Below are 13200 nucleotides of genomic sequence, written 5' to 3'. Positions count from 1 at the left end.
GATTGAAGCATCAACGGTTTATCGTTGGTGCTTCTTTTTTTATTGAAAAAAGATTGAGCTTTTTTATGAAAGGGGTTTATTTTATTTTTAAAATGGTTTATAATTTATTTTGTTATAAAGTTCACAAACAAAAAGCAAGTGATGATTATTACAAAAATCATTTGCAAAGACATATTAAACTAATTGATATGTGAGGCAATTAACTTGATTTTATAATATTTCGTGTTATTCTTTATTTGTTAATTAAGTTTGTGCTTTATTGCACTAAGTCTTTGATAGCTTGATAGCTTTCAAACGATAGATAATTTTTTCACAATTAAAAAATAATATTAAAATTTATAGGTAAGGGGTATTTCTATCATGCAAATTAGTGCAAGTGCTACTAAGTCAAAAAGAACCATTTCTTGGACAAGCTCTATTATTTACTTTTTAATCTCACTAGTTATTAACTCATTGGGGAATGTTTTAACACTAGTAACTAGTGCCAAAATTCATCCATCATTTTTAGGATCAGCATACTGGACAGCTGCTGAAAACAATCTAGGATATGCTGTTTTAGGTGATGGTAAATGGGTTTTATTCTGGGCATTCTTTGGACTAGGAATGTTAATTACAGTTCTTAACTCAATTTTAGTTGGAAAATGGAGTTGGAGCAGAGTTATTGGTAACGCTGCTTTCTTAGGACCATTCTCATTATTGATTAACTATTTCAACGGTGTTGTAAGTAACTGGTTACCAGAAGCACACGGAATTGGAATGACATTAGCATATGTATTACTTAACTTCGTTGGTGTTTCATTTATTGCAATCGCAATTTCAATTTACCAAAGAGTTAACATTGCGCTACATCCTGCTGATGATTTAATGCAAATTTTAAGATTTAAATACTGTGATGGAAATGCCTCAAAGGCAATGTGGTTCTCATACATTCCACCAACTATCATGGCAATTATCGCTATTGTAATTACTCACCAATTTAATAACTTTGGATTAGGAACCTTGTTCGCATTCTTCTTCCAAGGAGGAATCACAGGGATTGCCGATAAGCATGTCTTTACCAAGCTAAAGCATCAAGCTCTTGATGTTGGAGAAGTAAAATAATAAATCTTAAACGCCAAATTTCTGTGTAAACAACAGACATTTGGCGTTTTTATTTATATCTAATATAGGTAGACAATTTGGCAAACTTAATATAAAATTTATATAGAATGATTTATGGACAGATTATGCTTTATTAAAAAGCAATTGCAAAATATTAAAAATGGAGGTGTACAAACAATGCTTAATCGAACTAAAAAGTTTTTAAGAGATAATGGATACTACTACAAAAAGACTTACATTAGACCATTGCTTACTCCAGATAACGTTTACGTGTTTAGATTTGGAAAGAAACATCTAGATAACCGTTTGATCATCAGATACGGTCACAAATGGACAGGTAGACAAAAAATTAATGAAATTGATTTAAGACTTCATAAACAAAAACATCCACGAATTTTTAAGGATGAAAATTCATTGATGCTTTATTTGGAATCTCACTTGCAACAACATGAGGAAAAACTTAAGCAGCTAAAGATTCAAGAAAAAGAAAAGACAGAATCGAAATAGTACGCTAAATTAATCGGGGGTGTGTCCTATAAGAGGGATGCACCTTTTTTGTAAAAGTTAACAGGGGTGTTTGAAATGGAATGGACTGAAATATCAGTATTAACAAATGATGAATCTCAAGATGCAGTTATTAACATCTTGATGGAATTTGGATCTCTAGGTGTGGAATTAGATTCAAGAGACGATGGAGTATTGAGTATTAACTCATATTTCCCAGAAGGCTTTGACATTAAATCAAAGGTGCCAGCAATCCAAGAAAGAGTGGACCAATTAAAGAGCTTTGGACTAAATCCAGGAATGGGTAAGGTTGTTACCAAGGATTTAAATGATGACAAGTGGAACACTGAATGGGAAAAGTACTACCACGCAAAACGTATTACCAAGTTCTTAACAATCTCACCAGTATGGGAAGATTATAAGAAAGAATCAGATGACGAATTGGTAATCAAACTAGATCCAAAAAAAGCCTTTGGTACAGGGGTACATCCAACCACTGTTTTATGTCTTCAAGCGATTGAAAACATCATTAGAGAAGGTCAAAGCATTCTAGATATTGGAACTGGTTCTGGGGTCTTAAGTATCGGTGCCAAACTATTAGGTGCTTCCGATATTGAAGCCTATGACTATGATGACGATGCCGTTACATCTGCCAAACAAAATGTTTCTTTAAATGGATTTGCTGACGACATTAAAGTTGGTAAGAATAGTTTGCTAGATGGTATTACTAAAAAGGTAGATATCATTTTTGCGAACATGCTTCCAGAAGCGGTATTACCATTAATTCCACAAGCAGTTAATAATCTAAATCCTGGCGGACAAATTATCATTTCCGGTATTATTAAGGAAAAACTAGATATTACCAATCAAACACTTAAGGACAACGATTTCGTGATTGATCAAGTATCAATGTTAGGTGATTGGTGCGGAATTACAGCACATTTAAGAAGGGATGATGAATAGATGCAACACTACTTTACAGACCAAATATTGAGTAATGATACTGAATTTGAGGTTAGTGCTGATATCGCTCATCATTTTATGGGTGTTTTACGTTCCACAGAGGGTAATCGTTTCGAAATAATCGACGGAAATCATCAACTTTTTGTTGCCGAATTAACCGATAATGAAAACAATCTAGCTAAAGTAGTGGAAGTATCTGATAAGGATGTTGAACTACCAGCTGATGCCGTTATTATTTGCGGTTTGCCAAAGAAGGAAAAGGCTGAATTAGTGGTCCAAAAAGCCACCGAATTAGGGGTAAAAAAGATTATTTTTACCCCAACAGATTGGGCCATTGCTAAATGGAACAATAAAGCAGAAAAGAAATTACAACGTTTTAGAAAAATCGCTAGAAGTGCTGCTGAACAATCACACCGAAATGTGATTCCAGAAGTTGAGTACATTAGCTCAATCAAGGAACTAGCCAACTACGATTTTGATCACCGTTTAATTGCTTACGAAGAATCAGCTAAGCATGGTGAAAAATCTGATTTAATTAAGACGCTAGATCAGACCAAAGCAGGTGAAAGTGTCGCAATGTTCTTTGGACCTGAAGGAGGCATATCTCCTAAGGAAGTTGAAACTTTACAATCCATGGGATATTTGACTTGTGGTTTAGGTCCTAGAATTTTAAGAACTGAAACAGCACCATTTTATTTTTTATCAGCTTTATCAGTTCATATGGAATTAAACTCATTAAATTAATGATAGAATATAGAAAAGAAATGATTGGAAGAAGGTTTTGGAAATGTCTGAACATAAGATTTGGTCTAAAGAAGACTTATTTAAAGAAATTTCCAGTTACATGAATGAACAACATGTAGGAATTGTTAAAAAAGCATACGAATTTGCGTCAATTTGTCATAAAGACCAATTTAGACAATCCGGAGAACCTTATATTGTTCATCCAATTCAAGTAGCTAGTATTTTAGCAACGTTAAAAATGGACCCAGAAACCGTTAGTGCGGGCTTATTGCACGATGTTGTTGAAGATACCGGAGCAGAATTATCTGATATCGCTGAATTATTCGGAAACGATATCGAACTAATCGTAGACGGTGTTACCAAGCTTGGTAAGATCAAGTACAAGTCTAACCAAGAACAATTAGCCGAAAACCATCGTAAGCTATTGCTAGCAATGTGTAAGGATATTCGTGTCATGATTGTTAAATTGGCTGACCGTTTGCATAACATGCGCACCCTAAAGCATTTAAAACCAGAAAAACAACGTCGTATTTCTAATGAAACATTGGAAATCTACGCACCACTTGCCGATCGTTTGGGGATTGGGACAATTAAGTGGGAACTAGAAGATATCTCACTTAGATACCTTAACCCACAACAATACTACCGCATTGTTCACTTAATGAACTCTAAGCGAGACGAACGTGTTTCATACATTAACGAAGCCGTTAAAGAGGTTAACCAACAGGTTAAACAAATGGGACTTAAGAATGTGGAAGTCTATGGTAGACCAAAGCACTTATACTCCGTTTACCACAAGATGGTCATTAAGAAGAAGCAATTCGAACAAATCTATGACCTCTTGGCTGTTAGATGCATTGTTGATTCCATCAAGGACTGTTATGCAGTTTTAGGTGCCATCCATACTAAGTGGTCACCAATGCCTGGTCGTTTTAAGGACTACATTGCAATGCCTAAGGCTAATATGTACCAATCCTTGCACACGACTGTTGTTGGACCTGGTGGACGTCCATTGGAAGTTCAAATCAGGACTAAGGAAATGCATCAAATAGCTGAATACGGGGTTGCTGCTCACTGGGCTTACAAAGAAGGAGCTACAGATGAAGTCAAGGAATCTTCAGACAATAACCGTTTGAACTGGTTTAAACGTATTATTGAACTACAAGAAGATACCGATAGCGCCTCAGACTTTATGGACGGCGTAAAGGGTGACCTATTTGGGGACCACGTATATGCATTCACTCCTCAAGGGGATGTGTTGGAATTACCAAAGGGTGCCGGACCACTTGATATGGCATACCTAATTCATACAGACATCGGTAATCATACCGTTGGTTCACGTGTTAATGGAAAAATTGAACCGTTGGATTACCAAATTAAAACCGGTGACATCGTTGAAATTATGACATCTTCTAGCTCTGCTGGTCCTAGCCAAGACTGGATTAGTCTGGTATCCACCAGCCGTGCTAAGCACAAGATTCGTCAATACTTCAAGACACGTGATCGTGAAAAGAACGTTAACGCCGGAAGAGAAATCTTAACCAAGGCGGTTAAGGATGCTGGTTATGATGTTAATAAAATCATGACCAAGGAACATCTTGAAGATGCAATCAAGGGCACATATTACAATCAAGTCAACGATATGTTTGCTGAAATAGGGTTTGGAAATAAACAACCAAACGGAATTGTTAACATTCTAACTGCCAGCATCAGAGATAAAGCTGAAAAGAAGAGAATTGAACAACAACAAAAAGATATTTTGGAAAACCACCAAACAATCGAAAAGACAAACGATGATGCTAACAAGACTAATAAGAAGCCTTCAGATGGAATTGTAATCGAAGGAGTCGACAACCTATTAGTTCGTTTGAGTCACTGTTGTTCACCAGTTCCCGGCGATGAAGTGGTCGGATACATCACCAAAGGACGTGGGGTATCTGTTCACCGTAAAGACTGTCCAAACATTAACGATAATGACGAACGTTTGGTAAGTGTTACTTGGAACATTTCTTCAGATAATCACGCTTCATTCAGTGCTAACATCGAAGTACAAGGTTACAACCGCAATAACTTGTTGAACGATGTTATCAAGAAGGTCAGCACCATTTGCAAACAAATCAATTCAATTGAAGGAAAAGTGGATCACGATAAGACTGCCGTTATTTCATTGAAGGTAGGAGTTCGTAACATAGAACAATTGGATATGATTATTGACCACTTAAAGAATATTCCTGATGTTTACGTGGTAAAAAGACCATTTATGTAAGGAGCTAATTATGCGAGTTGTACTTCAAAGAGTCAGTCATGCGAGCGTATCAATTGATAACGAACTAGTTGGTAAAATTAACCAGGGTTACTTGCTATTAGTTGGTATTAAAGATGGCGACACCAAAGACGATATTGATTACTTAGTTCGAAAGATTAGTAACTTACGCATTTTCGCTGACGAAGATGGTAAGACTAATTTGAGCTTACAATCAATTAACGGTGAAATCTTATCAGTATCTCAATTTACTTTGTATGCTGATACCAAGAAGGGAAATCGTCCTTCATTCACCAAGGCGGGAAAACCTGATTTTGCATCAGATATGTATGACCAGTTTAACCAAGCATTAAGGGATGCTGGTAATCACGTTGAAACTGGACGTTTTGGCGCAGACATGCAAGTTGATTTGCAAAATGATGGTCCGTTTACAATTATTTTTGATACAGAAAACAAATAAAAAGAGCTTGTGAAAGCTCTTTTTTAATTAGGGGAGAAAGACATGGATTTAATTTGGGATTTTGATGGAACGATTATGGATACGTATCCAATTATGGTTGATGCATTTGCTGATGCCTTAATTGATATGAGAATTGATGAGTTTGAAATTGATGATTATGAAATTAATCAGGTGATGCGTCGACACTCGCTAGCAACATGCGTGCAAAAGTATGCTGCTCATTTCAATATTGATGCCGACAAAATTAATGATAAGTATCACCAATACGAAAAACAAAATGTCAAAAACTCCAATATCTTTATAAATGTAGATAAGGTATTAGCACAAAATATCGATGATGGTGGGAGAAACTTTTTACTAACTCATCGTGATGATGATGCCATTGCAATGTTGGAAGATGCCGGATTAAAGGGTTACTTTACCGAAATGGTAACAAAAAATCAGGCTTTCAAGAGAAAACCTGATCCAGAAGCTGTTAACTATTTAATTAAACATAACGACATTAATCGTGGTGATTGCATGTTCATGGGGGACAGAAAGATAGACGTTGATGCTGCTCATAATGCTGGAATCAAGGCCTGCTTATTTGACCCAGATGGAATGATTAATTCTACAGGTAACCCAGAAGTAACAATCAACAACTATTATGATTTCTTGCATCGTAATGACTAGTATTGACTAAGAATACTCTTTACTTCTAGTCCATAGCCACCGCCAAACATGACGTAGTGAGCCAGTAGATAGAAGAATTGATAGTATTGAATTCTTCTCTTCCATCCAGAATCGAGTGGATAGGTGTCATTGTATCCTTCGTAGAAGTCGGCATTGAAACCACCGAAAACGGTCGTCACACCAATGTCGAATTCACGGTCACCGTAGTAGACATCAGGGTCAATCAAGATTGGATTGCCGTCTTCTAGAAATGAGAAGTTGCCACTCCATAGGTCACCGTGAAGAAGGGATGCATCACTGTGATGGCTATCCATATCTTTTTTGAAAGCTTTCTTTAGGTTATCAAAGTGGTTTAAATCTTCTTTGGAAATTTCACGGTTTTTAATCGCCATATCCATTAATGGGTTCAAACGTTGTTTGATAAAGAAATCAGCCCAATTATCATGCCATGTGTTTGTCTTTGGCACGCGACCTAGTTTAAAGTCTTTGTCTAGACCAAAACGGTCATTGTGGTGCATGTGAACGTTGGCTAACATTTGGCCTAATTGATATTGATTGCCAAATGGTGATAGGTTCATCCATTTTTGAATTAGAAAGCCATCACCATCAATTTCACCATAGTCAATAATAGTTGGGACGGTTGCATATTGACCGATAAGGTTGATTCCTTCGACTTCGTGTTCGAAGAATTCCTTTCCTTTATTGGGTTGGACTTTCATAAAGTATTTTTGGTTATCGGCAATGATTTCATATGAATCATTGATATCGCCACCTGAGACAGGGGTTAGTTTAGTTACGTTTTTAATTGGTAATTGTTCAAGCCATTCTTGTGTTAATTGCTTCATATATATCACCTCTATTCCATTCTACAATGGATTTAGAATGAAGCAAAATATGTGAGTTCTTGACTTTTTAAGTAAATTACATTAACCTAAAACATGAATAGAATACTCGCTGATGAAAAAAGAAGAGTACGGAATTTTCTTAGGTATAAGAGAGCGTTAGTTTGGTGAAATAACGACGAAAGAAATCCTGGAAAGACACTTTTGAGGCTAATGGCTAAGCCATTCGTAATTATACGTTACATAAGAGTTAAAAAAAGGTGGTACCGTGCTTTTTGCGCCCTTGTCTAAATGATTTTATTTAGACAGGGGCTTTTTTTATTCAGTTATTAAAGTTTGCGGAGGGATTATCATGCGATATCAACGTCCAAAAGGAACCGCAGATATTTTGCCAGGAACTTCAGAAAAATGGCAATTTGTTGAAGAAACAGCTAGAAAGTTGTTTGCGGCTTATCGTTATCAAGAAATAAGAACACCGATGTTTGAAAGCTTCGATGTTTTTTCAAGAACATCAGGAGAAACTTCGGATATTGTTACAAAAGAAATGTATGACTTTCACGATAAGGGAGATCGTCATATTACATTAAGACCAGAAGGAACTGCCGGCGTAGTTAGAGCGTTTGTTGAAAATAAACTTTACGGTCCAGATACACCTAAGCCAGTAAAGATGTACTACATGGGACCTATGTTTAGATACGAACGTCCTCAATCTGGTCGTCAACGTCAATTCCACCAAATCGGTGTTGAAGCTTTCGGCAGCGAATCACCAGAATTAGATGTTGAAGTTATTTCAATGGCCGTTAACTACCTACAAAACCTAGGAATTGATGACTTGAGAGTAGCTATTAACACATTAGGTGATAAGCAAACTCGTGCTGACTACCGTCAAGCATTGATTGACTACTTGGAACCACACTTTGAAGAACTAAGTGATGATTCTAAGGAACGTCTACACAAAAATCCACTTCGTGTGCTAGATAGTAAGGCACCAGAAGACCAATTAATCGTTGATGGTGCACCTTCAATTCTAGATTACCTAACCGATGATGCTCAAAAGCATTTCGACAAGGTAACTAGACTATTGGATGATTTAGGCATCAAATACGATGTTGATCACACAATGGTTCGTGGATTGGACTACTACAACCACACAATCTTTGAAATCATGGCTAACGCTAAGGAATTAGGTGAAGGCTACACTACAATCTGTGCCGGTGGTAGATACGATGGCTTAGTTGAAGAACTAGGTGGTCCTCAAATGCCAGGTGTTGGATTTGGTCTAGGGGTAGAAAGATTACTTCTACTTATGGATTCAAAGAACTTCCAATTTCCAGACACATTTGGTTTAGACGCTTATGTAGTTGGAATTGGTGACGATGCTAGTGTTGAAGCACTTAAGATTGTTCAAGCACTAAGAAATCAAGACTTTAAGGCTGATAAAGATTACCTAGCACGTAAGCCAAAGGCGCAATTCAAGAGTGCTGACAAGCTAGATGCTAAGTTCACACTAACTTTAGGTGATAATGAGCTAGAATCAAACACCATTCATGTTAAGAACATGGCTGATGGAAACGAAGTTACTGTAGATATTAATGAAGTAAAAGATAACTTTGCAGAATTAATTTCAAAGAACTTTAAATAGAAAATAAGATTAGGAGAGATATTATGAACCGAACAACTTATTGTGGTTTAGTAGACGAAAGCTACTTAAACCAAGAAGTATGCTTAGACGGATGGGTTGCCAAACGTCGTGACTTAGGTAAATTAATCTTCGTTGACTTAAGAGACCGTAAAGGAATTGTCCAACTAGTATTTAGTGACAAGAACAGCGCAGATGCATTGGCAATCGCTGATCAATTAAGAAATGAATATGTAATCGAAGTAAAAGGAACTGTAGTTGCCAGAAGTGAAAAGGAAGTTAACCCAGACATTAACACTGGTAAGATTGAAATTGCTGTTTCAGAAGTAAAAATCTTAAACAAGTCTGAAAACCCTCCATTTGATATTAAGGACAATATAACAGCTTCAGAAGAAACTAAGTTGAAGTACAGATACTTAGACTTAAGACGTCCAGAGGTACAACGTGGAATTATCTTAAGAAGTAAGATTACTCAAGCAGTTCACGAATACTTTAACAAGAATGGTTTTGTAGACATTGAAACTCCTAACTTAACAGTTTCAACTCCAGAAGGTGCTCGTGATTACCTTGTCCCTTCAAGACTTTACCATGGTTCATTTTATGCACTACCACAATCACCACAACTATTTAAGCAATTATTGATGGGTTCAGGCTTTGACCGTTACTACCAAATTGCTCGTTGTTTCCGTGATGAAGACTTACGTGGTGACAGACAACCAGAATTTACCCAAATCGATATGGAAACTTCATTCTTAAATGCTGAAGACATCCAAGACCTAACTGAAGGCTTAATTGTTAAGGTAATGAAGGATACTTTAAACATCGATATCAAGGCTCCATTCAAGCGTATTACTTGGCAAGAATCGATGGATCGTTTTGGTACCGACCAACCAGATGTTAGATTTGGTATGGAACTAAAGGATCTATCAGACATCGTTAAAGATGTTAAATTTAAGGTATTTAGTGGCGCAATTGAAAACGGCGGTAAGGTAAAAGCAATTGCCGTTCCTGGTGGTGCTGACAAGTACTCGAGAAAAGACATCGACAAATATGCAGAATACGTAGAAAGATTTGGTGCCAAGGGTCTTGCTTGGATGAAGGTTACCGACGAAGGTTTAACTGGTCCAATTGCTAAATTCTTCGATGACCAAAGTGTTGTTGACCAAATGCTTGCAGCTACCGAAGCTAAGGCAGGCGACTTATTGCTATTCGCTGCTGACAGAGACAAAGTTGTTGCTGACACATTAGGTTACCTAAGATGTGCAATCGCTAAGGAACAAGACATGATTCCTTCAGACGTCTTTGACTTCTTATGGGTTGTTGACTGGCCATTATTCGACTACGACGAAGGTATCGACAGATGGGTTCCAGCTCACCATCCATTCACAATGCCTAACGAAGGTGATGAACATTACCTAAACGATGGCGAAGACCCTCACAAGGCTCACGCTCAAAGTTATGACATTATCTTGAATGGTCTAGAACTTGGTGGCGGATCAATCCGTATCCATACTAAGGAACTACAATTGAAGATGCTAAAGGCCTTAGGCTTCACTAGAGAAAGCGCACAAGAACAATTTGGTTACTTCCTAGATGCCTTAGACTACGGTTTCCCACCTCATGGAGGTTTAGCTATTGGTTTAGACCGTTTTGCTAGATTATTAGCACAAACCGAAAATATTAGAGATGTTATCGCATTCCCTAAGAATTCAAAGGCTACTGAACCAATGACTAACGCTCCAGCACCTGTTTCTAAGAAACAATTAGATGACTTAGGACTAGAAACTGAAGACGAACCAGAAGCTTAATAATAAAGAAAGACTTCCATTAGGGAAGTCTTTTTTTAATTCGTATTTATGTTATACTATTTTCATATTAAATGAGAGGTTATGAAACTTATGGACGATGTTCAAAGGATTTTAAGACGACATCAATACTTAGCGAAAGCGTCAACTGCCTTTATGTACGGAATCATGGTATCAATTGCCATGAATTTTTTCTGGACGCCAGGTAAAATCTACTCATCTGGATTTACTGGTTTATCACAGTTGATTAATACTTTATCAGGGAGATTTTTACCATTCTCCATTTCTCCTTCGATTGGTTTATTTGTATTAAATATTCCATTTTTTATACTAGCATGGAAACAAATTGGTCATCAATTTACTTGTTTTACTATCTTAACTGTTTTTCTAGCAAGTTTTATGATTAAGTCATTGCATCCGGTGTATCTAACCAATGACCCAATGATTTGTGCCATCTTTGGTGGTGTGGTTAATGGTTTTGGAACAGGAATGAGTTTGAAAAACGAGATTTCTACAGGTGGATTGGACATTTTAGGAATCGTTATCAGAAGAAAGACGGGGAGGAGTATTGGAACGATTAACATCGCTTTCAACATCTTCATCATTACCGCAGCCGGATTTACGTATGGTTGGCCATACGCATTCTACTCAGCAATTGGGATTGTGGTAAATGCTAAAGCAATCGACTTTGCCTACACCCGTCAACAAAGAATGCAGGTGTTGGTTGTAACCGATCATCCAAAGACGGTGATTGATAGTATTCAAAACCACATTCCACGTGGAATCACCATTATTCACGGCGCTGAGGGTGCCTACAATCATGATGAAAAAACAATTCTATTTACGACCATTTCAAGATATGAACTATCCGAGTTACAGGAAGCTTTAGATGAATCAGATGAACACGCATTTGCAAGTGTGACTGAAGCATCTACTATTATGGGGCATTTCTATGAACACAAGGTTGAATAGTTAAATGTAATAATTTTTATACATTAAGTGTGATATAATACTGGATTGTGTGATAGTTTTTAAATATGGTGGGATCTGTTTTGAAGGTTATGTATATATTTTTAATTAAGATAGTATCTTTACTATTTTATTTCAGAAAAAAAGAGAATGTAATTTACATAATGAGCTTTGATAATAATCTTGGATTAATTAAATCGATGGCTCGTCGATTGCCAAAAAATAAAAGGCTATATGTATATTATGAATCATCAAGCGAAGCAGCTGCGACTGACTTGGCTGCATATGGAATTAAGACCGTCTTATTTCGGGATGGTTTTAAATTAATATTTGATTTAATTCCAAAGATAATGGCAAGTAATGTTGTCTTTTGTGACAATTACTTTCCGTTCATGGGTGGGATTGCCCATCCAAAAGATTTAAAGGTTGTTCAATTATGGCATGCCAACGGAGCAATTAAGAAGTTTGGTTGGGAAGATGCTTCTACTAAGGATAGAAGTGCTTCTGACAAACGTCGTTTTCAAAAGGTTTATAACAGCTTTGATGAATACGTGGTTGCTTCCGAAACAATGGGGCATGTGTTTGAGAACAGTTATCATGTTTCCTTTGAGAAAATGAAGATGATTGGTTATCCAAGATCTGATAGATTATTTAAGGAAAAATGGCAAAAGATTGCGAGAAGACGTGTTTATAGCTTTGCTCCCCAATTGAAGGGCAAACGAGTAATCCTATACGCACCAACATATCGTGATGAGGGTAGGTCATTTAATCCACCTAAGGGTGTTGTTAAGGCCCTATCAAATGATCCTAATGCAATGGTAGTTGTAAAGCTACATCCGCTTCTAAAGGACTTAGAAGAAAAATTGCAAAAAGAATCAAAGAATCCAAACGTGATGTTTTCAAATCAATTATCAACCACAGATTTGTTGGCTGTAACTGATACCTTGGTAACTGACTATTCATCAGTTGCTTTTGATTATTCACTATTGCCTAATGCGCATTCTCTATTGTTCTTTATGTTTGATTTAGACCAATATAAACAAAATCCAGGGATTCAAGATGATTTATTGAATTGGTTACCTACAAACCCAATTACATCCTTGGATGATTTAAGAAAAGCAATTAGTGAAGATAAACAAACAGATTTTACCAATTTCAATCACCATTGGAACAAGTACAATGATGGTTTTGCAACAAGTCGAGTAATCGACAGGTATATTAAAACTTTAAAGTAAAGG

The 13200-nt window shown here is 36.7% G+C and carries 12 protein-coding genes; 11 read left to right on the top strand and 1 reads right to left on the bottom strand.

The annotated features are described in order from the left end of the window. The first annotated feature begins 360 nt into the window (after positions 1–360). From RZ79_RS04020 to RZ79_RS03990, 7 genes are all read left to right on the top strand, one after another. Complete coding sequence (locus RZ79_RS04020; protein ID WP_053792770.1) at positions 361–1101, top strand: DUF6198 family protein; 741 nt, start codon at positions 361–363, stop codon at positions 1099–1101. Positions 1102–1278: 177 nt separating this feature from the next. After that, positions 1279–1608 (top strand): hypothetical protein, encoded by a 330-nt coding sequence (locus tag RZ79_RS04015; protein ID WP_034531650.1) that lies wholly within the window; start codon positions 1279–1281, stop codon positions 1606–1608. 75 nt (positions 1609–1683) lie between these two features. After that, positions 1684–2568, top strand: a complete 885-nt coding sequence (prmA, locus tag RZ79_RS04010; RefSeq protein WP_054450129.1) for a 50S ribosomal protein L11 methyltransferase — start codon at positions 1684–1686, stop codon at positions 2566–2568. Beyond that, positions 2569–3312, top strand: a complete 744-nt coding sequence (locus RZ79_RS04005) for an RsmE family RNA methyltransferase (protein WP_053795510.1) — start codon at positions 2569–2571, stop codon at positions 3310–3312. 43 nt (positions 3313–3355) lie between these two features. Then, positions 3356–5578 carry a RelA/SpoT family protein gene (locus RZ79_RS04000; RefSeq protein ID WP_054450127.1) on the top strand — a complete coding sequence of 741 codons (2223 nt, stop codon included), beginning with the start codon at positions 3356–3358 and terminating at the stop codon, positions 5576–5578. A gap of 10 nt (positions 5579–5588) precedes the next feature. Then, the gene (dtd, locus tag RZ79_RS03995) at positions 5589–6035 is read left to right on the top strand and encodes a D-aminoacyl-tRNA deacylase (protein ID WP_054450125.1); all 447 of its coding nucleotides are present in this window, start codon (positions 5589–5591) and stop codon (positions 6033–6035) included. A gap of 42 nt (positions 6036–6077) precedes the next feature. Next, the gene (locus RZ79_RS03990) at positions 6078–6707 is read left to right on the top strand and encodes an HAD-IA family hydrolase (protein WP_054450121.1); all 630 of its coding nucleotides are present in this window, start codon (positions 6078–6080) and stop codon (positions 6705–6707) included. On the opposite strand, the gene RZ79_RS03985 is transcribed toward RZ79_RS03990, so the two are convergent. Next, a complete protein-coding gene (locus RZ79_RS03985; RefSeq protein WP_053795506.1) occupies positions 6704–7552 on the bottom strand; it encodes a fructosamine kinase family protein in 849 nt (282 codons plus the stop codon). The two genes, RZ79_RS03990 and RZ79_RS03985, sit on opposite strands and share 4 nt — an antisense overlap. 349 nt (positions 7553–7901) lie before the next feature. On the opposite strand from RZ79_RS03985, the gene hisS reads away from it, so the two are divergent. The 4 genes from hisS to RZ79_RS03965 all read left to right on the top strand — a co-directional run bounded on the left by hisS (position 7902) and on the right by RZ79_RS03965 (position 13197). After that, the gene (gene hisS / locus RZ79_RS03980) at positions 7902–9191 is read left to right on the top strand and encodes a histidine--tRNA ligase (protein WP_054450119.1); all 1290 of its coding nucleotides are present in this window, start codon (positions 7902–7904) and stop codon (positions 9189–9191) included. A gap of 23 nt (positions 9192–9214) precedes the next feature. Beyond that, positions 9215–10996 carry an aspartate--tRNA ligase gene (gene aspS / locus RZ79_RS03975; protein WP_054450117.1) on the top strand — a complete coding sequence of 594 codons (1782 nt, stop codon included), beginning with the start codon at positions 9215–9217 and terminating at the stop codon, positions 10994–10996. A gap of 90 nt (positions 10997–11086) precedes the next feature. Then, on the top strand, positions 11087–11965 hold the full coding sequence (locus RZ79_RS03970; RefSeq protein WP_053795503.1) for a YitT family protein: 879 nt from the start codon (positions 11087–11089) through the stop codon (positions 11963–11965). A gap of 65 nt (positions 11966–12030) precedes the next feature. Next, the gene (locus tag RZ79_RS03965) at positions 12031–13197 is read left to right on the top strand and encodes a CDP-glycerol glycerophosphotransferase family protein (RefSeq protein WP_191978968.1); all 1167 of its coding nucleotides are present in this window, start codon (positions 12031–12033) and stop codon (positions 13195–13197) included. Positions 13198–13200 lie beyond the last annotated feature (3 nt).

Origin of the sequence: Apilactobacillus kunkeei DSM 12361 = ATCC 700308 (genome assembly GCF_001281265.1) — a bacterium.
GTDB classification, from domain to species: domain Bacteria; phylum Bacillota; class Bacilli; order Lactobacillales; family Lactobacillaceae; genus Apilactobacillus; species Apilactobacillus kunkeei.
This window is presented reverse-complemented; position numbering and strand designations above follow the sequence as displayed.

What these genes read in the sequence shown, in the direction of transcription:
- hisS (WP_054450119.1), top strand. Translation starts at nt 7,902, where the DNA reads ATGCGATATCAACGTCCAAAAGGAACCGCAGATATTTTGCCAGGAACT.
- aspS (WP_054450117.1), top strand. Translation starts at nt 9,215, where the DNA reads ATGAACCGAACAACTTATTGTGGTTTAGTAGACGAAAGCTACTTAAAC.
- dtd (WP_054450125.1), top strand. Translation starts at nt 5,589, where the DNA reads ATGCGAGTTGTACTTCAAAGAGTCAGTCATGCGAGCGTATCAATTGAT.
- RZ79_RS03985 (WP_053795506.1), bottom strand. Translation starts at nt 7,552, where the DNA reads ATGAAGCAATTAACACAAGAATGGCTTGAACAATTACCAATTAAAAAC.
- RZ79_RS03970 (WP_053795503.1), top strand. Translation starts at nt 11,087, where the DNA reads ATGGACGATGTTCAAAGGATTTTAAGACGACATCAATACTTAGCGAAA.
- prmA (WP_054450129.1), top strand. Translation starts at nt 1,684, where the DNA reads ATGGAATGGACTGAAATATCAGTATTAACAAATGATGAATCTCAAGAT.
- RZ79_RS03990 (WP_054450121.1), top strand. Translation starts at nt 6,078, where the DNA reads ATGGATTTAATTTGGGATTTTGATGGAACGATTATGGATACGTATCCA.
- RZ79_RS04005 (WP_053795510.1), top strand. Translation starts at nt 2,569, where the DNA reads ATGCAACACTACTTTACAGACCAAATATTGAGTAATGATACTGAATTT.
- RZ79_RS03965 (WP_191978968.1), top strand. Translation starts at nt 12,031, where the DNA reads ATGGTGGGATCTGTTTTGAAGGTTATGTATATATTTTTAATTAAGATA.
- RZ79_RS04020 (WP_053792770.1), top strand. Translation starts at nt 361, where the DNA reads ATGCAAATTAGTGCAAGTGCTACTAAGTCAAAAAGAACCATTTCTTGG.
- RZ79_RS04015 (WP_034531650.1), top strand. Translation starts at nt 1,279, where the DNA reads ATGCTTAATCGAACTAAAAAGTTTTTAAGAGATAATGGATACTACTAC.
- RZ79_RS04000 (WP_054450127.1), top strand. Translation starts at nt 3,356, where the DNA reads ATGTCTGAACATAAGATTTGGTCTAAAGAAGACTTATTTAAAGAAATT.